General features: G+C 39.3%; 19 protein-coding genes and 2 pseudogenes. 9 read left to right on the top strand and 12 right to left on the bottom strand.

Features of this window, described 5'->3' with window-relative positions; genetic code table 11:
* The first annotated feature begins 25 nt into the window (after positions 1-25).
* The 5 genes from hutI to murI all read left to right on the top strand — a co-directional run bounded on the left by hutI (position 26) and on the right by murI (position 5,807).
* Positions 26-1,231, top strand: a complete 1,206-nt coding sequence (gene hutI, locus AWW73_RS17940) for an imidazolonepropionase (protein WP_062850327.1) — start codon at positions 26-28, stop codon at positions 1,229-1,231.
* Positions 1,232-1,241: 10 nt separating this feature from the next.
* Positions 1,242-2,162, top strand: a complete 921-nt coding sequence (gene hutG / locus AWW73_RS17935; protein ID WP_062850326.1) for a formimidoylglutamase — start codon at positions 1,242-1,244, stop codon at positions 2,160-2,162.
* 251 nt (positions 2,163-2,413) lie between these two features.
* The gene (locus AWW73_RS17930; RefSeq protein ID WP_062850325.1) at positions 2,414-4,240 is read left to right on the top strand and encodes a DUF885 domain-containing protein; all 1,827 of its coding nucleotides are present in this window, start codon (positions 2,414-2,416) and stop codon (positions 4,238-4,240) included.
* Between the two features lie 104 nt (positions 4,241-4,344).
* Positions 4,345-4,983: an HAD family hydrolase gene (locus AWW73_RS17925; RefSeq protein WP_031949665.1), complete on the top strand. Its 639-nt coding sequence runs from the start codon at positions 4,345-4,347 to the stop codon at positions 4,981-4,983.
* A gap of 23 nt (positions 4,984-5,006) precedes the next feature.
* Positions 5,007-5,807, top strand: coding sequence for a glutamate racemase (gene murI / locus AWW73_RS17920; protein ID WP_062850324.1), 801 nt, complete (start codon positions 5,007-5,009; stop codon positions 5,805-5,807).
* Here murI and AWW73_RS17915 read toward each other — a convergent pair.
* Positions 5,794-6,417 (bottom strand): LysE family translocator, encoded by a 624-nt coding sequence (locus AWW73_RS17915; RefSeq protein WP_016143842.1) that lies wholly within the window; start codon positions 6,415-6,417, stop codon positions 5,794-5,796. The two genes, murI and AWW73_RS17915, sit on opposite strands and share 14 nt — an antisense overlap.
* A gap of 226 nt (positions 6,418-6,643) precedes the next feature.
* The gene (locus AWW73_RS17910; protein ID WP_062850323.1) at positions 6,644-7,861 is read right to left on the bottom strand and encodes a hypothetical protein; all 1,218 of its coding nucleotides are present in this window, start codon (positions 7,859-7,861) and stop codon (positions 6,644-6,646) included.
* A gap of 958 nt (positions 7,862-8,819) precedes the next feature.
* Here AWW73_RS17910 and AWW73_RS17905 point away from each other — a divergent pair.
* Positions 8,820-9,114: pseudogene (locus AWW73_RS17905) on the top strand (hypothetical protein).
* A gap of 240 nt (positions 9,115-9,354) precedes the next feature.
* On the opposite strand, the gene glmS reads toward AWW73_RS17905, so the two are convergent.
* From glmS to AWW73_RS17865, 8 genes are all read right to left on the bottom strand, one after another.
* Positions 9,355-11,193, bottom strand: coding sequence for a glutamine--fructose-6-phosphate transaminase (isomerizing) (glmS, locus tag AWW73_RS17900; RefSeq protein WP_031949661.1), 1,839 nt, complete (start codon positions 11,191-11,193; stop codon positions 9,355-9,357).
* Positions 11,194-11,205: 12 nt separating this feature from the next.
* The gene (gene glmU, locus AWW73_RS17895) at positions 11,206-12,570 is read right to left on the bottom strand and encodes a bifunctional UDP-N-acetylglucosamine diphosphorylase/glucosamine-1-phosphate N-acetyltransferase GlmU (RefSeq protein ID WP_031949660.1); all 1,365 of its coding nucleotides are present in this window, start codon (positions 12,568-12,570) and stop codon (positions 11,206-11,208) included.
* 16 nt (positions 12,571-12,586) lie between these two features.
* Positions 12,587-13,102: a phosphatidylglycerophosphatase A family protein gene (locus AWW73_RS17890; protein ID WP_016143831.1), complete on the bottom strand. Its 516-nt coding sequence runs from the start codon at positions 13,100-13,102 to the stop codon at positions 12,587-12,589.
* Positions 13,080-13,997 (bottom strand): thiamine-phosphate kinase, encoded by a 918-nt coding sequence (gene thiL / locus AWW73_RS17885; protein ID WP_062850321.1) that lies wholly within the window; start codon positions 13,995-13,997, stop codon positions 13,080-13,082. The genes AWW73_RS17890 and thiL overlap by 23 nt, the downstream gene beginning before the upstream one ends.
* A 16-nt stretch (positions 13,998-14,013) precedes the next feature.
* On the bottom strand, positions 14,014-14,463 hold the full coding sequence (gene nusB, locus AWW73_RS17880) for a transcription antitermination factor NusB (RefSeq protein WP_002119137.1): 450 nt from the start codon (positions 14,461-14,463) through the stop codon (positions 14,014-14,016).
* A 3-nt stretch (positions 14,464-14,466) separates the two neighbouring features.
* Positions 14,467-14,937 carry a 6,7-dimethyl-8-ribityllumazine synthase gene (ribH, locus tag AWW73_RS17875; RefSeq protein ID WP_002119264.1) on the bottom strand — a complete coding sequence of 157 codons (471 nt, stop codon included), beginning with the start codon at positions 14,935-14,937 and terminating at the stop codon, positions 14,467-14,469.
* Positions 14,938-14,948: 11 nt separating this feature from the next.
* Positions 14,949-16,070 carry a bifunctional 3,4-dihydroxy-2-butanone-4-phosphate synthase/GTP cyclohydrolase II gene (ribBA, locus tag AWW73_RS17870; RefSeq protein ID WP_002119278.1) on the bottom strand — a complete coding sequence of 374 codons (1,122 nt, stop codon included), beginning with the start codon at positions 16,068-16,070 and terminating at the stop codon, positions 14,949-14,951.
* A gap of 239 nt (positions 16,071-16,309) precedes the next feature.
* Positions 16,310-17,617, bottom strand: coding sequence for a hypothetical protein (locus tag AWW73_RS17865; protein WP_080648611.1), 1,308 nt, complete (start codon positions 17,615-17,617; stop codon positions 16,310-16,312).
* Positions 17,618-17,676: 59 nt separating this feature from the next.
* On the opposite strand from AWW73_RS17865, the gene serB reads away from it, so the two are divergent.
* A complete protein-coding gene (serB, locus tag AWW73_RS17860) occupies positions 17,677-18,900 on the top strand; it encodes a phosphoserine phosphatase SerB (protein ID WP_031949656.1) in 1,224 nt (407 codons plus the stop codon).
* 80 nt (positions 18,901-18,980) lie between these two features.
* Here the strand turns inward: serB and AWW73_RS19305 are convergent.
* Positions 18,981-19,196 (bottom strand): annotated as a pseudogene (locus tag AWW73_RS19305) (hypothetical protein).
* 113 nt (positions 19,197-19,309) lie between these two features.
* Between AWW73_RS19305 and aciT the strand changes: the two are divergent.
* Both aciT and AWW73_RS17850 read left to right on the top strand, forming a co-directional pair.
* On the top strand, positions 19,310-19,645 hold the full coding sequence (gene aciT / locus AWW73_RS17855; protein WP_002119105.1) for a ciprofloxacin tolerance protein AciT: 336 nt from the start codon (positions 19,310-19,312) through the stop codon (positions 19,643-19,645).
* Positions 19,646-19,897: 252 nt separating this feature from the next.
* Positions 19,898-20,377: an SCP-2 sterol transfer family protein gene (locus tag AWW73_RS17850; protein WP_025470417.1), complete on the top strand. Its 480-nt coding sequence runs from the start codon at positions 19,898-19,900 to the stop codon at positions 20,375-20,377.
* Positions 20,378-20,421: 44 nt separating this feature from the next.
* On the opposite strand, the gene dtd is transcribed toward AWW73_RS17850, so the two are convergent.
* The gene (gene dtd, locus AWW73_RS17845) at positions 20,422-20,865 is read right to left on the bottom strand and encodes a D-aminoacyl-tRNA deacylase (protein WP_016143827.1); all 444 of its coding nucleotides are present in this window, start codon (positions 20,863-20,865) and stop codon (positions 20,422-20,424) included.
* Positions 20,866-20,891: the final 26 nt, after the last annotated feature.

Raw genomic sequence — 20,891 nt, 5'->3', positions numbered from 1 at the left:
ATTGGGCAGTTTTGAGGAAAGGCGAATGAAAAAACTTTGGCAAAATTGCCACATTGCGACCATGCAAAATGGGCAATATTCCTACATTGAAGATGCTGCAATAGTCACAGAAGGGCATCTGATTCACTGGATTGGAAAACAACAACAACTTCCTACCGACACATATTCAGAAACAGTTGATTTAAATGGCGCTTGGGTGACCCCAGGGTTCATCGACTGTCATACACATAGTGTGTTTGGTGGCAACCGTAGCGTTGAGTTTGAAAAACGCTTGCAAGGTGTGAGCTATGCTGAAATTGCAGCAAGCGGTGGTGGAATTGCCAGCACAGTGCGTGCAACGCGTGAAGCAAGTGAAGAACAGCTACTGAGCTCAGCACTTAAGCGTATTCGTTGCATGCAGCAAGATGGTGTAACGACCATTGAGATTAAGTCTGGCTACGGACTTGATTACGAAAATGAGCGCAAGATGCTCCGTGTGATCCGTCAAATTGGTGAAAAATTACCGATGACGGTAAAAAGTACCTGTTTAGCAGCACATGCGTTACCGCCAGAGTACAAAGATCAAAGCGATGCTTATATCGAGCATATCTGTACGGAAATGCTGCCTAAACTGCATGCCGAAGGTTTAGTCGATGCAGTTGATGCGTTCTGCGAGCATTTAGCATTTTCACCTGCTCAGGTTGAACGTGTTTTTAAAACGGCGCAATCATTGGGTCTGCCTGTTAAGCTCCATGCTGAACAGCTCTCATCATTAGGTGGTTCAAGCTTGGCGGCACGTTATCAAGCTTTATCGGCTGACCATTTAGAGTACATGACCGAAGATGATGTCAAAGCCATGGCAGAGTCGGGTACGGTTGCAGTGTTATTGCCGGGCGCGTTTTATTTATTACGTGAAACGCAATATCCACCGATTGAAAGTCTCATTAAACATGGCGTCCGTATTGCGCTGTCGAGTGATTTAAACCCGGGTACATCTCCAGCACTTTCTTTACGTTTAATGCTCAACATGGGCAGCACGCTGTTCCGCTTAACACCAGAGCAAGCATTAGCGGGTGTCACCATTCATGCCGCACAAGCGCTCGGCTTAGAACAAACGCACGGCAGTTTGGAACAAGGTAAAGTCGCTGACTTTGTCGCTTGGGATATTGAACATCCATCTGAAATTGTTTACTGGCTTGGCGGAGATTTGCCTAAGCGAGTGATTCAGCATGGACAAGAAGTTATTTTTTAAACGGTGTCATATGAACCACACATTTAAATGGCAAGGCCGCCATGATGGCGAGGGTGAAGCACACCAACGTATTCACCATATTGTCAACAAAACTCAACATGCCGAATTTGCGCTGATTGGTTTTAGCTCTGATGAGGGCGTGAAGCGTAACAAAGGCCGAGTCGGTGCTGCCGATGCGCCAGATGCAATTCGCACACAACTTGCTAATTTACCGATTCATCGTCCGGTCAGTATTGTCGATTTGGGTACGGTCACTTGTGAATATGACAATTTGGAACAAGCCCAAAACGAATTAGCTGAGCAAGTCGCAAATAGCCTGCAAAATGATTTAAAACCGATTGTATTAGGCGGTGGGCATGAAGTTGCATTTGGCAGCTTTAGCGGCCTGTTCCAATATGTACAAGCCCACGCGCCAGATAAAAAAATAGGCATTATTAATTTCGATGCCCATTTCGATTTGCGTGAAGCAGAGCATGCCACTTCTGGCACACCTTTTTTACAAGCAGCTCGACTTTCCGAACAGCATCAAAAACAATTTAATTATTTATGTATTGGGGTCGCTAACCATGCCAATACTAAAGTTTTGTTTGATACCGCCGATGCGCTGAATTGTTCATATTTGCGCGATCATGAGGTTAATATTTTTAACTTGAACAACGTGCTTGCTGCGGTTGATGCTTTTATTGAAAAAGTGGACTGTTTGTACGTTACGATTGATTTAGATGTATTTACTGCCGCGGTTGCACCCGGAGTAAGTGCACCTGCTGTAAAAGGAATTGATTTAGCGACTTTTGAAGCAATTTTTAAACATATTCAAGAGACTGGCAAAATCAAACTGTTAGATATTGCTGAGTGCAATCCAAAATTTGATTTGGACAATAGAACTGCAAAGTTGGCTGCATACATTGTTTATCAATATTTGTTTTCTTGAGAAACAATTTTTAATGTAGAAATTCAAAAGTGCACTGAGATCGTTCATGTGCACTTTTTTAAGTTCTTGGTCCATTAAAGTCAGATACGGAATATAGATAGCAACTATAAATAATTTAATTAAAAAGAAAATTAATTTATAAAATCATTGAGTTAAAAAATACTCGATTTTTACACCATTTTATATGCGGTTTGGCACGTAATTTGTTTTGTCTTTATTTTAACCTTCGTTAAATATTTCTGGATAATTAAATGAAAAACAGAACCTTACATTTGGCTTGTATCAGTGTTTTATTTTGGATGTCTCATTCCACTAATGCAGCAACCCCCGAAATAAATACAAATACCATCGAAAAATCACAAGCTAAACAAAACAGTGATGTCTCTGTTCGGGTGAAAGCTTTAAACCAGCTTTTACAAGAGCAGTGGGAATATACTTTGAAAAATAATCCTGAAACTGCAACCGTTTTAGGAGATTTACGCTACAACAATCGGTGGACTGAGCTTTCAAAAAATCAGATCGAGAAAGATAAAAAAACTACTCAAAATTTTTTAAAACGTTTTGAGGCAATTGATAGCACAGGCTTTTCAGCAACCGATCAATTAAATAAAGATTTAATGATTTATCAATTAAAAGAGTCACTTAAAAGTTACGATTTGAAACTCTATGAGATGCCTTTCAACCAAATGTGGGGACTACATTTACAATTTCCGGGATTTATTAGTTCGATTCCATTTAATAATACGAAGCAATATCAAGACTATATTGCCCGTTTAAAACAAATTCCTCTCATTCTTGATCAAGGTGTTCAGTTAGCAAAACAAGGACAAAAAGATGGTTTGATGCCACCCAAGTATTTAATTGAAAAAGTGGCAAAGCAGATTGATAGCATTGCAACTCCAGCAGGAAAGGACAGTGTTTTTGCTTCTCCATTAAAGCAATTTCCAAAAAACATTTCTAAAGCAGAACAAGAGCGTTTAAGCCGTGAAATACTACAGGCCATAGATCAGCATGTTCGCCCTGCTTATCAAAAACTCGGGACGTTTATTCAAAAAGATTACTTACCCTATGGGCGACAACACGAGGGGATATGGAGCTTGCCAAACGGTGATGAGCTCTATCGCTTTTATGTAGAAAATAATACGACCACCTCGGAAAGTCCTGAAAATATTCATCAACTTGGATTAAAAGAAGTTGCCCGTATTGAAGCGGAAATGCTTAAAATTGCCAAAGCACAAGGTTTCAACGACTTAAAAAGTTTCCAACAATCATTAAAGACAAATCCCTCTGTTTTCCCAAAATCTCGTGAAGAAATTTTAGAGATTTATCGAGGATACATTGCCCAAATGCAACCAGAGTTGCCGAAGCTGTTTGGTTTATTACCCAAAAATAAAGTCGAAGTTTTGCCTGTAGAGCAATATCGAGAAAAAGAAGCGGCAGGTGCGGAGTATCACCAAGGAACACCTGATGGTTCACGTCCCGGACAAGTTTATGTAAATACTGGCGACTTCTCTGAACGTTCAAAAATATCAATGGAAGCGACCGCTTATCATGAGGCAATTCCTGGGCACCATATGCAGATTGATATTGCCCAAAACCTGCCAAATTTACCGATGTTCCGAAAGCAACCCAACCATACCGCCTATATTGAAGGATGGGCACTTTACGCAGAGCAATTGGGTAAAGATGTTGGTTTCTATAAAGACCCGCTTTCAGACTATGGAAGACTCTCGAGCGAGTTATTTCGTGCGTGTCGTCTAGTGGTGGACACTGGCGTACATTATAAAAAGTGGACCCGCCAGCAAATGATTGATTTTATGAGAGAACACTCTGCTTTAGATGAGCCTGATATTCAGGCAGAGACAGACCGCTATATTGCTATTCCTGCCCAAGCATTGGCATACAAGATGGGGCAACTAAAAATCTTAGAGCTACGGGAGCTTGCAAAACATGAGCTCGGAGACCGTTTTGATATCAAAGCGTTCCATGACATGATTTTAAATGCAGGAACATTGCCTTTAAATATTTTGGATGCACGTATTAAAAATTGGATTAAGGAACAAAAAGCGGCAGCTTAAAATAAAAATCGAAATTTAGGTCAGGTCCTCGTTGGGCCTGATTTAAAAACTAATAGAAAACAGAATATAATTATAAAAAATATATTTTATTTCAGAACTTTAAAATGGAAAAATCTTTAAAAGAATATCAAGCTATTATTTTTGATATGGACGGTACTTTAGTTGACTCCTTTAGCTTCTTTTTAGGTGCTTTAAATCAGCTTGCCAAGAAACATAAATTTAAATCTGTAGAGCTACATGAAGTAGAGCAGTACAAACATCTTTCACCAAAAGAAATTATGAAAGAGATGAATGTTTCTAGGTGGAAACTGCCTTGGATTGCCAAAGATTTCATTCGTTTAATGAAAGAAAGAGACCAAGAAGTTTACATGTTTGACGGCATGCGGGACCACTTAATTGAACTACATAATCGGGGATATATGCTCGCAATTATTACTTCAAACTCTAAAGAAAACTGTCAAAGTATTCTTGGTACAGAACTATGTGAACTTTTTAGCCATATTGATGGTGGCTCTTCTATATTTGGCAAAGCTAAACGAATTAAACGTGTTCTCAATATTTTGAATTTAAATAAAGAGCAGGCCATTTATGTCGGCGACCAAACGACTGATGGCGAAGCTGCACATAAAGCAGGCATTGATTTTGCTGCTGTAGGTTGGGGTTATACATCGGCTGAAAAATTAAAAACCATTCAGCCCAAAGTCGTGCTCACAGACTTGGCAACCATGAAAGAATTTTTCTAAGTATATGAAATGCAGGACAAACCATGAATAACAATAACAACCCGATTGGAATGATTGATTCTGGTTTAGGCGGGTTGTCTCTCTTTAAGCATATTCGAGAGGCTCTTCCGAATGAAGACATTATCTATTTCGCTGACTCGAAATATGTCCCATATGGAGACAAAGAAAGTGACTGGATTGTTTCAAGAACCGCGCATTTAATTTCAAATTTAGTGGATCATGGCAAATGCAAAGCGATCGTGATTGCTTGTAACACCATGACGGCTGTAGCGATTGAAACGATTAGAGCACAAATTAGTGTTCCACTTATTGCAATAGAACCGGCCGTAAAACCCGCAGTGACAATCACACAAAGCAAGCATATTGCAGTTTTGGCAACTGCAACGACGGTGAAGGGCAAAAACTTAAAAAGTTTAATTGAAACGTATGCACAAAATATCAAAGTGTCTTTAGTACCTTGTATTGGTTTGGCCGAAAAAATCGAAACGGGCAAAGCACATACAGCGGAAGTTAAAGATTATTTAAAAAATATTTTGGCGCCGTTAGTCGAGCAAAAAGTCGATACGATTATTTTAGGATGCACCCACTATCCGTTTGTTTCAGATGCGATTCAGGAAATTGTAGGTCGTGATATCCAAATTATTGAGCCTTCGGAAGCTGTAACAGCGCAATTAATTCGGCAGCTCAATCAATATCATTTAAGTTCTGAAAGTCCAAATGAGGGGAATCATATTATTTGGACCAGTTCAGACCCGTTGGAAGTTGCGGACGTAACTTTTTCTTTGCTAGGTACGCATTTACCTGTAGAAACTACTGGTTTTTAAAGCCAAGAAAAACGCCTAGCCCCATAAAAATAAGTCCACCCATCACTGACATAGATTTTTGGGGCTTCTTCGATTTAGTTAATTTTTGGCTAATATAATTGGCTAAAAACACACAAACGACATCGGCAGACACAAAGATCAGATTCACGATTAGTCCTAAAATGATGAATTGAGACCAAACTGGAAAATCGAATGAGGTATTAATAAATTGAGGTAAAAAGGCGATATAAAAAATAGCGGTTTTAGGGTTTAAAACTTCGACCAGAATGCTCTGTTTTAAAGATAACTGACCATTTTCAACATTTTGCTGAACAGTCGGGGAAGAGGATGATCTAATTAATTTAATGCCTAACCAAACTAAATACAAAGCACCTAAAATTTTAATAATGTCATAGAGTTTTGGAATAATTTGAAAGATAGTTGTTAGGCCCAAAGATGCCGCTATGATATGAAAACAGCCTCCTAAGAAAATTCCAAATGCTGCCATCAAACCAGATTTTCTGCCGCGAGAAAGCGTCTGTGCAGCGGTATAAAGCATTGCTGGACCCGGAATATAAGCAAAAATAATCGTAGTAATTAAAAATGTAATAAAAAGCTCTAAAGAAATCATGTTTTACCTATCTTATTGTTACTATTTTTGAGTGAATTTTGAGCAATTTAAAGTATATGAAATTTATAAGTATTTCAATTTTATAATCAGATTTATGTCTATAAAACTAAAAATCATCCAAAGAATAATTTTAAATTCTTTGGATGATTGCAAATAAACTTATTTAGCTTTGCGAGTCACAGTCTCAAAGTCTTAATGACTAAAAACTAAATTCAGACAACCTAGATTAAGCTCTTTTAAGTTCCCAGCGCTGTTTTGGGTCATTAGATCGTTGACTAATACCTACAGATGAACCCCAGAGATGTGTCAGTACAGCATCTGGTTGGCCTTCTACAAAGATATAGCCATCTTCAAATGCCCAATTCGTTTGGTACTGACGACCCGCGCCTTGCAAGAAAACATTGCCACTATGCCAATTAACTGGTTTTATTTCTTTACCATTGGTACTGTTTAACGCTGTTTGCAGTTGTTCAAAAGACTCATTTGATTTTAAGCTGATTTTTAAAATCTTTTTGACCGTATCCATATTTTTTTCATTGGTATGTAAATCTAGAGTTTTTCTAAGCTCTAGAAGGACTTTTACGGCTTCTTTTTTGAGGTCTTGAGTATTTTCATATTCTTTATATGCTTTTCCATGAAGCTCCGCCATGCTCTCTTTCTTCATATTTTTTAGTAGAGCATCGATATTGTCATGGCGTAAATGCAATCGGAACTCTGACCTTGTAGTCCAATCTTTTTGATCCAAGACATCTAATTGCACAGAGGCAAGAATAATTTTATAGAGTTGTTCATTCTGCTGAGCGAAAGGATTTTCAGACAAGCCTTTAAGTTCAGGAATATCTAAAAAGAGCCAAGGAGAGGCAGCATATTCATGGAACTTTTGTTCGATGCGACGAATTGTCTCATGAGCGAGTACGGCATTTAAATATTCGTTCAGCTTAGTCTCATCGAGTTTACCAACAAGTTCCGATTTAATCATTTCTTCGCCGTTACTATAAAGAAATGTTTGTAATAAATGAACAATATCAAGACAATCACTGGTTTTTAAGTGGGCGAGTGTTTCTTCATCTTGCTTTGGTAAAAGACTAAGGAAATGCTCTAAGTCTTTATCAAATAATTTATATGCAATCGCATCTGTTTCAACATGAGCACCGAGCACCCAACTAGAACGGATATCTTTAACTTTGTTGAATAGCTTATTTTCTCGACCACTGCGATAGTCTTGGCTGTCAAAATACCAAAGTTCTTCTTCTATGTTTTTAACCTTGTCATGTACCGTAAATTGTCGGTCATTTGTATGAGAGTACGATAACTTACCCGTTTCACCACGTGCAGTTACGGCATCTTGCATACCACTTGTCTGGCCACCATGTGCACTTGCGATACACGCACCTGTTTCTTTGTTAACGATTCTAAAGTTTCCACCTGGAAATCCATTAGCCATGACGAGTTGCTCCTTATAATTAGAAAGTTTTTTGTAATAGTCGAAATTAATAGTTATCAAGTAAATTTCGAAGCGTGATTTATACCATAACTTTTTATGTAAAAAGCCAAGTGTTTTTGTTGGTTTTTGTATATAACATGTTGATTTAATTGTATTTATTAGAATTCCTTAATAAAAGGGGCCACTATGTTTTAGAGCTTTATGAGCGCAATAAAAAATTCCAATATGTATTTCAAAGACATATCAGGCTTTTTAATAAATGAGTTATCAAAGTTATGGTTGCTTTGATAACAATATATTTTTAAATTACTTAACGATTAATTTATTTTATTTACTAAATATATATAACCAAATTTTATATTTTAAATTTAATTAAAAGTCATGAATATAATAATAAGGATAATATTATTCAAAAATTAATTAAATTATTATATTTAAACTTTTTCATTAAAATAAATTGACGTTCTTTATTATACCGATTAATATTTCGTTGCTGGCCTACATTGCCAGTCGGTTTTAGCAGACCGTATCCTAGCGAATGGGTTATACTTTCTGAGTATTTCCCATGTGGAACCTTTGTGCCCCCTTTTTCTCTATGGTAGGGCGGAAGGGGGACGCGTTCGCGCGTGCTGGTCGCTAGGTCAGTCTGCTAACCCTCTTTCGTTCTGCCACCCTAATCAATTGACGGTGATTTGGTGGTAGGACTCCATTTTTAAGGAGTTGGCCATGCCACAATTTAAACTCATTTTCTCTTTCATTTAACTATTTTATTTATTTAAAATTTGGGTTTTCTACAACCTGATTTTTTAGATTTATAAATTATTTTTATTTTAAAATTTTATTTATTTTATTATCCTGTTTTTATGGGAGGGTTAATTATTATTTAAAATATTATTTTAATATTTAGACGAATCATATTTTTATTTTATTTAAAGATATAAATAATCATGAGAATAATATGAAATTTCATAAATTTATATTAGTTTTAAACCTTGTGGTCGGTGCTTACAGTATTACAAATGATGATGCCAATGCTCAGCAGGAATTTGAAAAAATTTGTTTATCAGGTGAAAAAATGCAAGCCAGTTGCAATTGTATTTGCCAACAGCTTGCACAGGTGTATTCACCTCAAACTGTGCAACGTTTAAAACATACCAGTTTGCAAAGTCCTGATCTCCCACAGGACTTTGCCCCTAATATGCTCAGCATCATTCGACGCTGTGACAAAAATGAAATGGGCTAAGTTCGGTTAGCTCCTTTATCTCTGTGTCGCAATGATCTCTCAAACTTTAAATCAGCGCAAAAGTAAAAAGTCGGTTGTGACACAGAGTCCTAGGGGGACTTCTCTACTATCAAACTAGATTTTCTTTCACGTAAAAGCGTCTGTGTAGCGATATGAACACAATAAAAAAGCCCGATAGGCAATTAATGCATATCGGGCTTAATCAATCATTTATTAAAGCAGGGGATGCCTTAATAATGATCTTTTTGAATTACTCTACAGTTACTGACTTCGCCAAGTTACGTGGCTGGTCAACGTCTGTACCACGTAAAACAGCAACGTGATAAGACAATAACTGAACTGGTACGCTATAAACAATTGGAGCTAACCATTCGTTTACTGCTGGAATTTGTACAACGTGTTGACGCTCTTTTTCAACTACGCCACTATTTTCATCAGCGAAAACAAATAATTCACCACCACGTGCCTGAACTTCTTCCATATTCGATTTGAGCTTATCAAGCATTTCATCATTTGGCGCAAGAATCACGATTGGCATTTCACTATCAACAAGTGCTAATGGGCCGTGTTTTAATTCGCCAGCTGCATAGCCTTCTGCATGAATATATGAAATTTCTTTGAGCTTTAATGCGCCTTCTAATGCGATTGGATAATTCGTACCACGGCCTAAGAATAAGCAGTGATTTTTTTCAACGAATAATTCAGATAAACGCAAAATTTCTGGGTCATTCTTAAGCGTATCAAGAATAACTTTCGGGCTGTGCCACAATTCACGTGTAATTTCTTCAATAAGAGCAGGGCTAATACGTTGTTTCACTTGACCAATTTTCAAGATTAACAACATAAGCGCAGCAAGTTGAGTCGTAAACGCTTTAGTTGAAGCAACACCAATTTCAGGCCCAGCAAGGGTCAATAAGTGATGATCAGTTTCACGAACCATTGAAGACGTTGCAACGTTACAGATAGTCAAAGTCTGAATATCGATATTGTTTGCTTTCGCACGTTTTTGAGTTTCACGTAGCGCAGCTAAAGTATCAGCAGTTTCACCTGACTGTGAAATACAAATATAAAGTGTATTTTCAACAATTACAGGAGTGCGGTAGCGGAACTCACTTGCGATTTCAACTTGGCAAGGCACGCCAATCAGTTGCTCAAACCAATATTTCGCAATCATTCCTGAGTGGTAACTTGTACCACACGCAATGATTTGTACGCTTTGAATTTTGTTGAAATCTGCTTCAGAATTTTTCAAGAAATCATCACGTAAGCTGTTGCCATCAAGCGCTTGAGAAATCGTTTGCTTAATTGCTTCTGGTTGCTCATAAATTTCTTTGAGCATGTAGTGCTTGTATTCACCTTTTGATGCACTACTTACAGTTGCGTCAAGCTCTCTCGCAGGACGGTCAACAGGTTGTCCATTTGCAAATACTTCAATTGAAGTACGGGTAAGACGGGCAATATCACCTTCTTCTAGGTAAATAAAGCGGTTAGTCACTGGTAAAAGTGCAAGTTGGTCTGAACTAATAAAGTTTTCACCAATACCTACACCAATTACGAGTGGTGAACCTTCACGTACAGTAATCAGTTCATCTGGATAATCGCTATGGATAATACCTAACGCATACGCACCTTTAAGCTGTGGTACAACCGCTTCAACAGCATCTAAAAGGCTATCTGTGTTTTTTAAGGCTTCAGCAACTAAGTGTGCAACAACTTCAGTATCTGTTTGAGAAGTAAAAACGTAACCTAATGCTTGAAGGTCGTCTTTTAATTCTTGATAGTTTTCAATAATACCGTTATGTACGACAGCAACCTTACCAGACATATGCGGGTGAGCATTGTTTTCAGTTGGTTTACCATGGGTTGCCCAACGGGTATGTGCAATCCCGATAGCCCCTGTAAGCTGGTGTTCAGCAACAGCATCTGCAAGGTTAATAACTTTACCTACACGACGCTCACGTAAAATTTGTTGATTATTTAGTAAAGCTACACCCGCAGAATCATAACCGCGGTATTCAAGACGTTTTAAACCTTCAATTAAAATCTCGGTTACACAACGTTCTGCAACGCCTCCGACGATACCACACATACTTCAATCCTCTTATTTTTTAACCTTTTGGGGACGTTGATAATTTGCTTTTGAAATTTGTTGCGCACGTTCAAAGGAGAGACTTTGTTCGGCTACATCTTTCGTAATCACAGAACCCGCACCAACTGTTGCGCCATTCCCAATGGTCACCGGAGCAACCAGCGAGCTATTAGAACCGATAAAAACGGCATCGCCAATAGTGGTTTTGTGTTTATTTGCACCGTCATAATTACAAGTAATCGTACCTGCCCCAATATTCGATTCAGCACCGATTTCTGCATCACCTAAATAGGTGAAATGGTTAGCTTTACTACCCAATCCAATTGTTGTGTTTTTAACTTCCACAAAGTTGCCAATATGTACTTCATTTGCCAAATTAGCACCTGGGCGTAAGCGTGCAAATGGTCCAATCTGAGCATTTTCACCAACAACCGCACCATCAAAAACGCTATAGGCCTGAACTTTAGTGCCCGCTGCAATTTTGGTGTTCTTTAAAATACAACCAGCGCCGATTTCTACAAAATCACCAAGCTCGCAGTCGCCTTCAATAATCACATTGACGTCAATACGAACGTCATGTCCAACTTTTACAGTACCGCGTAAGTCAAAGCGTGCAGGGTCGGCAAAAGTTACGCCTTGTTGCATAAGCTCTTTAGCTTGTTGTTGCTGGAACTCACGTTCAAGTGCAGCAAGTTGCAAACGATCATTGACGCCTTCAACTTCAAAAGCGAGTTCTGGTTGAATAGAGGCGATTTCTAGCCCATCTGCAACAGCCATTGCTACGATATCAGTTAGATAATATTCGCCTTGCGCATTTTCATTTGAAAGTTTAGGCAACCACTCATGAAGTTTTGCGTTGCTAACACAGTAAATACCTGTGTTGATTTCTTGAATCTGGCGCTGAGCTTCAGTTGCGTCTTTATGTTCAACAATCGCTTGAATCTTACCTTCTTGACGAACAATACGACCATAACCTGTTGGGTTGTCGACATGTAAAGTAATCATGCCAATGCCTGTTTTACTTGACACTTCAACAAGTTGCTCTAGCGTTGTTTGACGTACTAAAGGTACATCACCATAAAGAATTAATGAAATACCGTCTTTAGGAAGTACTGGTAAGGTCATTTGTACTGCATGACCTGTACCTAATTGTTCTGCTTGTTCAACCCATTGAATCTTTTCTTGTGCAAAAGTTTGTTTGACGTGGTCACCACCATGTCCATAAATCGTAATAATATTTTCTGCGTGTATTTTTTTTGCTGTTTGAATGACATGTCCTAAAAGTGGGCGACCCGCTAAAGGTTGTAGTACTTTAGGAAGCTGAGAACGCATACGCGTTCCTTTGCCTGCAGCAAGAATAATGACGGTAGTTGACATGAATAACTCTAATGATTTAACTCAAATGGATAATAATTAGTGTACAAAGAGCAGCCCATACACCGGCAATAATATCGTCAAGCATAATACCAAAACCACCATGCACTTGACGATCAATAACGCGTATAGGCCAAGGTTTCCAAACATCGAAAATCCGAAATAATATAAATCCCCCAATCACCCACATCCAATTCATTTGTTGTAAATAAAGCAGAGGAAGAAAGGTAATAGATTGACCTGCAAATTCGTCCCACACAATTCGACCATCATCGTGTACGTCTATAACTTTTGCGGTTTGACCACAAATATAAATCCCCACCAATGACATGATGAGGATTGCGATCAAGCTTAAGTTAAAGCCAAGCGATAACCAGATTGGAACGAAGAGTAGGGCAAAGGCAGAGCCAAAAGTACCGGGAGCTTTAGGTGCGAGACCAGATCCGAAACCAACTCCACAGAAAACGATGCAGCGGTTGAACCAAGACATGTCCTTAAAATGAATCGGTGGCTTATGCAAAGTGTTGGTATCCATGAATTTGCAATGGGTAATCTGAACCCAAATGCTCAAAAGTTAGTTGTGTTTGCTCAACGATCTCTCCGATCATTGTAATCTTAATGTCTAGTTGTTTTTGCAAAAGTTTTTCGTAATTTTGCGGTGTTATTGTAAAACATAATTCGTAGTCATCGCCACCAGCGAGCGCATATTGCCAGCGCTGTTGTTCTGGTAGTTCTTGTAGTGTTGAATCAATCGGTAACTTTTCTAAAAGTAATCGGGCGCCGACGTGCGAGGCTTTTAAAATATGGCCTAAATCTTGGGCTAATCCATCAGAAATATCAATCATACTAGAAGCTAATCCCTTCAACTGTTGTCCAAGCTGACAACGTGGTGTTGGGTAGTCCAGTCTCTTTTGTAATGGATGACCTAGATGCTGTAAACCATACGCGGCATCACCCACTTGACCGCTCACACAAACATAGTCACCGACTTTGGCACCGGAACGTAACACAGCTTGTCCGGTTTCAACCCAGCCCATGGCTGTGACGGTAATGGTGAGATGAGGACCTTGGGTCGTATCTCCGCCAATAAGAGCAACCCCAAATTGATTACAGCAGTCATAAATTCCCTGACTGAATCCTTCAAGCCATTCATGATCAATTGTAGGAAGACTTAACGCCAGTAAAATACTATGCGGTTTTGCCCCCATTGCTGCAATATCTGAAAGATTGACAGCTACGCTTTTCCAGCCAATTGCATGGGCAGAAGTATCGAGAGGGAAATGACGTCCAGCAACAAGTGTATCTGCACAGATCACCAATTGTTGGTTTGCGGGAGGGGTAATTAAGGCTGAGTCATCTCCAATACCTAAGGTGACATCCGTATAAGATTGTCTGTTAAAGTACTGGTCAATAATAGAAAACTCAGCCATATCAACTTCAAACCTGTTAGTTTGCTTGTTGTTTTTCAGCACTACGTAGTGTTGAACTTAAACGATCTAGAACGCCATTAATGTATTTATGGCTATCTGCTCCACCAAAGTGTTTAGCGAGTTCAATAGCTTCATCTAGAACTACTCGATATGGTACTTCTAAATGATCACGTAACTCATAAGCACCTAAGCGTAATGTTGCTAGCTCTACACCATCAAGTGCACTAAGTTCACGGTCAAGTACCGGAATGAGTAATGCATCAAGATCTTCGTGCTGTGCAATCACTTGTGTGAGCAGTTCGTGATAGTAGTTTAAGTCTACCTTGTGCATTGCATTTTCAGCACGGGTGCGTGCTTCGATTTCATGTACAGGGTTGTGACTCATTTGCCACTCATAAATACCTTGTACAGCAAAACGACGTGCTTTACGTTTTGCTGCATAAGCGGCTTGCAGTGTTTGAGACATGCTTTAAATTGCCTTTAATAAATTAACCATTTCAATAGCAGTCAATGCAGCTTCGCTACCTTTGTTTCCTGCTTTTGTACCTGAACGTTCGATGGCTTGCTCGATGCTATCAGTAGTTAATACACCATTGATGACAGGCAAGCTGCTTTCTAACGCCACTACACCTAAACCTTTTGCACACTCACCAGCAACGAAGTCAAAGTGTGGTGTGCTACCACGAATCACTGCGCCAAGTGCGATGATTGCATCAAACTGGTTTGATGTAGCTAATTTTTTAGCAACAATCGGGAGTTCCCATGCGCCAGGAGCATGAATAACAGTAATGTTATCTTCATTTACACCATGACGTTTTAATGTGTCGATTGCACCATCCAATAAGTGTTCAACAACAAAGCTGTTGAAACGACCCACTAAAATCGCATAACGACCTTCGCTTGCGAGATGTAATAAACCTTCAATACGGCGAATTGCCATAGCAACCTCGATTATTTCGTTGTGATTTGATCAGCAGTGACATATTCCACTACTTCTAAATTAAAGCCAGATAAAGCATTGAAACGTAATGGTGAGCTAAGAAGCTTCATTTTTTCAACACCTAAATCACGCAAAATTTGAGCACCGACACCAATGGTTTGATATTGATGTGAAAGTGCTGCATTGGATTTCACCGGTTTTGGCTTATTTAAATCATCCAACGCTGGTCCCAAGTCTTGCAAATGATCTTGTCCGATCCAGACTAAAACACCGCGATCACTCGCTGCAATCGTCTGTAGTGCACGGTCTAAATTCCACGCTGGTTCACCATCAGCTTTATTGAGCTTAAGCAAATCGCGAATTGGACTAAAACCATGTACACGTACTGTTGTAACACCTTCTTTTGGCTCGCCTTTGACTAAAGCCAAATGAATGTCCGGGTTACCAATCTCACGATAACGATAAAGTTCAAATGAACCATATTCTGTTTGAATGGTTTTTTGATCCAGACGTTCAACCGTTTGCTCATTGGTCATGCGGTAGTGAATCAAGTCCGCAATTGTACCAATTTTTAAGCCATGCTTCTCAGCAAAAATTTCTAAATCTGCACGGCGTGCCATTGTGCCATCTTCATTAATGATTTCACAAATGACAGAAGCTGGTTCCAGACCTGCTAAACGTGCTAAATCACAACCTGCTTCGGTATGGCCTGCACGATGTAAAACACCGCCTGGTTGTGCCATTAATGGGAAAATATGGCCCGGCTGTACAATATCAGTTGGTTTAGCATGCGCTGCAACAGCAGCTTGAATTGTATGTGCACGTTCTGCTGCTGAAATACCCGTTGTAATACCTTCAGCGGCTTCGATTGATAAGGTAAAGTTTGTACTGTGCTGAGCACCGTTTTGGTCAACCATCAACGGAAGGTTTAACTGTTTACAGCGCTCACGGCTAAGCGTTAGGCAAACTAGACCACGTGCATGGGTAATCATGAAGTTAATATCTTCAGGACGAACATGCGTTGCTGCAATGACAAGATCACCTTCATTTTCGCGATCTTCGTCATCCATCAAGATAACCATTTTGCCTGCACGAATATCGGCGACAAGATCTTCAACACGACTCAGCGGCATTCGCTTTCACCTTTTTTTGTCGTAAGACAATTTCTATTTAATAAATTTTGCATAGTTTACGCTGTTTAGATAATTTTGCCTATGATTCTGATTTATCCAAATTTATGAATCCAAAGAATAGATCGAGATTTATTTATACAAATAAATCATAAAAAAATGGAGTGATTTTAAAGAAAAGCTATGAATCTAAATAAAAAAACCTAGCCAAAAGGCTAGGTTATGATGCGCGTAGTTACTTTTTATGAAGCTGCACTACTTGGACTATCATTTTGTGGGATTGATTTTTTTCCCATTAAAATTTCAGTCCGGATATTTTGAGCAAGTTCAGCACATTCTGCATTCATGCCATTAATCATAAATGCATGACGTGTCATCACATTGCTTGGGTTTGGCATAGCAACAAGTTGATAACTGTCTTGAATTGCTTTGAGCTGATCATTCTCAAGATATAAAGCCGACTCTTTCGCATGAAGATGCTGCGCTAAACGTTGAGCAGCTTCTTTTGCATCAATTTGCATCGCTTCTACAGCATTACACGTTGCACTACGAGTTTGCAGCGCAAAGCGTTTATCTTCACGGTAACGTTTATATAAAACGTCTGAAAGTAGTTGGAAGACTGTTCCAATCATGAGCAGACACTCTACAGCGTGGGCATGCGAAGTTGAAATCGCAAGTGTTGCACCGTCGGCATTAAACTCATCTACCACTTCAATATCGGTTAGCTTTAATTGGTAATGCTTAACGCACAGCTCAATACTCTTGTTTAAAAAGAGCTGACAGAGTTTAAAGTACGGTACAGAAACCGACTGGTTAACGCTGCTTAATAACTGTTTAGGGTCATAGAACTGGATATTAAGTGCCAGAGTATGTTGATCAGTTGAATCTGAAGTTTTCTCAGTTTGTTGGCGGACTGCTGGTTTAGCTTTAGCTTGTTGCTGAGCTTGTGCAACCAATGTCACCGTATTTTGTTTTTCTAAAGCCAATGCTTGAGTTAACTGCTGAATTTCATGCTTCAAGCGGTTTTCTTCATTAATGCGTGCCAAATATTCGCTACGGGTTGGACGAGCAATCGCGCGATAGGCAAGCCATAATAAAACATGCAAAAACAGAGAAGCTAAAATTGCAAGCCATTGAGTACGAAGAATTTCTCCAATACTTGGCTGAATCAGCGTAACCTCGATAGAACCCACTTTCTTTTCATTTTGAAGGGCATCACGAGCAAAAATCTCGCCTTGGCGGGTTTTTGAAATTCCGCTCGTTGCTAGAACCTGTTTGTTAGCATCAAGAATGCGAATAGACGCAACGCTTGGATTGGTCGCATAGCGATTGGCAATCAGAGCTAAAGACACCGTATTGGCAGGTTCAAGCTCAGATAAGCTGTCTGCAACGAGCTGGCTGGTCATGAGCTGACCTTGACTCGCACGGTTTTCATTAAGCTGGTGTGTCGTTGCAATGACCAATAAAAAGGTATGCAATGCAAAACTAACGATCAGTAGGCTAGCAAATAGCCCTTGTCTAGGCGCAATCAAGTTAAACTTCCAAGGCAATTATATTGAAATTCGATTATGATTCTTACAATAGTTGTCACTCAGACTAGAGTCAATTCATGCGAGAAATCATTCTTATATCCTTTTTAGGACCGGACCAACCAAACCAGTTTACCCGATTAATGCAAGTACTATCCGTACATTCATTGCAAATACTGGATGTAGGTCAGGCTGTTATTCATAATCAACTTACATTAGGCATTGTGGTCGCTTCCGATAATGAAACTGCAACCGCATTGGCAATGAAAGAGATTCTGATTTTAGCACATGATATTGGCTTAACAGTGCGCTTTAAACCAATCACGGGCGCAGAATACGAACAATGGGTTAGTGAAGGGGGCCGGACTCGTTATATCGTCACGGCTTTAGCCCCAGAACTCACGGCTGCACATTTACAAGCGGTTACACAAATTGTGTCTAGCCAAGGCTTTAACATTGAAACAGTAACGCGTTTATCGGGTCGTGTAGACTTTGAAAAGGATAGCGCATTCCCGCGTCGTGCTTGTGTACAGTTTGGTTTAAGTAGCGGCCCAACTTTAGATGCACAAGCCATGCGTGCAGCATGTTTACTTCTTTCAAGCGAATTAAATATTGATGTTGCTGTTCAAGAAGACAATGCGTATCGACGCAATCGCCGTTTAGTGTGTTTCGATATGGACTCAACCTTAATTGAACAAGAAGTGATTGATGAGTTGGCGATTGAAGCAGGGGTAGGCGCACAAGTTGCTGAAATTACTGAAAGAGCGATGCAAGGTGAGCTTGATTTTCAGCAAAGCTTCCGTGCACGTGTTGCATTATTAAAAGGGCTTGATGCTGCTGTTTTACCTAAAATTGCAGAGCGTTTAACCATTACCGAAGGTGCAGAACGCCTTATCTCGACTTTAAAAGCACTGGGGTATAAAACGGCAATTTTATCGGGTGGATTCCAGTATTTTGCTGAATATTTACAAGGCAAACTGGGTATTGATGAAGTTCATGCCAACATCTTAGATGTGCAAGATGGTTTCGTGACAGGTGAAGTGAAAGGTGCGATTGTAGACGGTGCCCGTAAAGCTGAGTTACTACGCGAGCTTGCAAATAAAATGGGGATTTCTCTAGAGCAAGCGATGGCAGTAGGCGATGGCGCAAACGATTTACCAATGCTTGCGATTGCAGGTCTAGGAGTTGCATATCGTGCAAAACCATTAGTACGCCAAAACGCAAATCAGGCGATTTCAAGTGTTGGTTTAGACGGTGTGCTGTATTTACTCGGTATGCATGATAAAGATTTAAATCGTGCTTAACCTATATGGATAAGCTTTAAGCGCTACTTCAGAGTAGCGCTTTTTTTATGCAGAATAGTCATAAAAACAAGCAAGTTATGTCAAAATTTTGCACAGAAAAAAGGCAATAAAAAAATCTGAAAAAAACTTATTTTGGCCCTTAAAAACATCATATTTTATTGTAATGACACGCCAGAATTGATGCCATATAGGGAATCGATCTTTTTGAATTTTACAAAAATGTAATGACAAAAGAATGTTGCGACAAAGTATGTCGCATAGAGAAAAAACGGGTCTTTTTTTCTAAAAAAAAACATACATAATGCATCGTAAGCTTCAACACAAATCATGAATTAAAGTTGTTTTTGGAATGAGGTCGGGTATTTAAGACCGAATGTTTTTAGACGTTTTCATTAAGACGGAGGTTTCTATGGTAACAGCGAATTTTGCCGCTATCGCCGGATTCAGCTTAATTGCTGTCGCGCTTGTTGCTGTTTTCTTTTCTCCTTACCGTCGTTGGCTTGGTTTTATGCTTGCAGGGATGTTCTTTTGGGGGCTATTGGAAGTGGTCCGTTTTGGAGTTCAAGTCACTTTTGAAATGCCAGTCACATATAGTTATTTAACTGCACTAAGTCTAGCGATGGTAATGGTTACATTTATTTTGTTACGTGAGGATAAACAAGCACAAAAGGCTTTGGCAAATCGCCAATATATAGAACACACGCCAGTATATGAAGATGATCAGCAGCAATGTTCTAGCCGATAATTAAATTGTTATCTAACGGTAAAAAGGTATGCACAGCATGCCTTTTTCATTTACGAAACGTGATTTTTATTATACAAAGCATTTATTAAAAAATAGCCAGTTATGCTACGATAGATGGGTCTGTTGACGTTTCATCTAGATTGCGTTGCCAGCTAAAAAATTATCAATTGATGCATAAAACACAGGCAATGGTATGTCCTTGCTAAGTTTTGCTCTAAAGTTTTCATAAAAATACAATAGGCGTGAATGTTCATGAAACTTTCTTCTATACCTGTAGTCAAGTTACCTCTCGTTGATGTCAGTACAGACCCGTTAGATTTATTGGTAGCAGGTTTAGTGCTGCGTATGAAGCAGTTGGCGCGTACTAGCCCTAAGTTTATTGAACTGATTCATGACCGCGCTTTCCGTATTCAGATCGGTACAGATTTAGGTGTTGCACGTCAGATCATTATTAATAATGGTCAGATTGATACAGTTGCAGGTGCGCCTGAAAAGGCTGATTTTATTTTGCAATTTGCAGACAGTGAGCAAGGTGTAAAAACTTTGATCAAAGGTGACCCAACAGCATTTATGACGGGTATGCAAGAAGGCAGTATTAAAATGGAAGGTGACTTCAGCCTATTAGTATGGTTTAACCAAGTTGCTAAGCTCATTCCACCTAAATTACCAAAACCAGTAAAAGATAAAGTCCGTCAGGCACGTGCTTTCATTAAAGAGAAAACTGGTCGTTAATATCCAGATATAAAAAAACTCCCATCTTGGGAGTTTTTTTATATTTATGCTTCGACTTCTAAATTGAATGTCACCGGACCATCATTTATTAAATGTACTTTCATATCAGCAGCAAATATCCCAGTTTGAACATTTTCAAATTGAGAATGTGCATATTCAACCAATTGCTCGTATAAAGCTTTTGCGTCGCTAGGTGGCATTGCTGGGCCAAAGTCTGGACGTAAACCCTTTTGTGTTTGTGCCATTAAAGTAAATTGTGACACGAGCAGTATTCCACCCTTTGCTTGAGACACGTTCCAGCCCATTTTGCCTTGCTCATCATCAAAGATTCTATATTTTAAAATCTTATCAATAAGCTTTTGGCCAACAGCCAAAGTATCATCTCGGCCAATGCCTAAAAATACCAGTAGGCCGTGTTGGATTTCGCCTGTAGTTTCACCGTCTACAACCACTTTGGCTTCAAGAACTCGTTGTATTAAAGCGCGCATAGTTAAAGCAAATTTCTATAATTAAT

The organism is Acinetobacter lactucae (assembly GCF_001605885.1).
Taxonomy (GTDB): domain Bacteria; phylum Pseudomonadota; class Gammaproteobacteria; order Pseudomonadales; family Moraxellaceae; genus Acinetobacter; species Acinetobacter lactucae.
The sequence above is the reverse complement of the archived record's forward strand: the minus strand, read 5'-3'. Positions and strand labels throughout refer to the sequence as shown.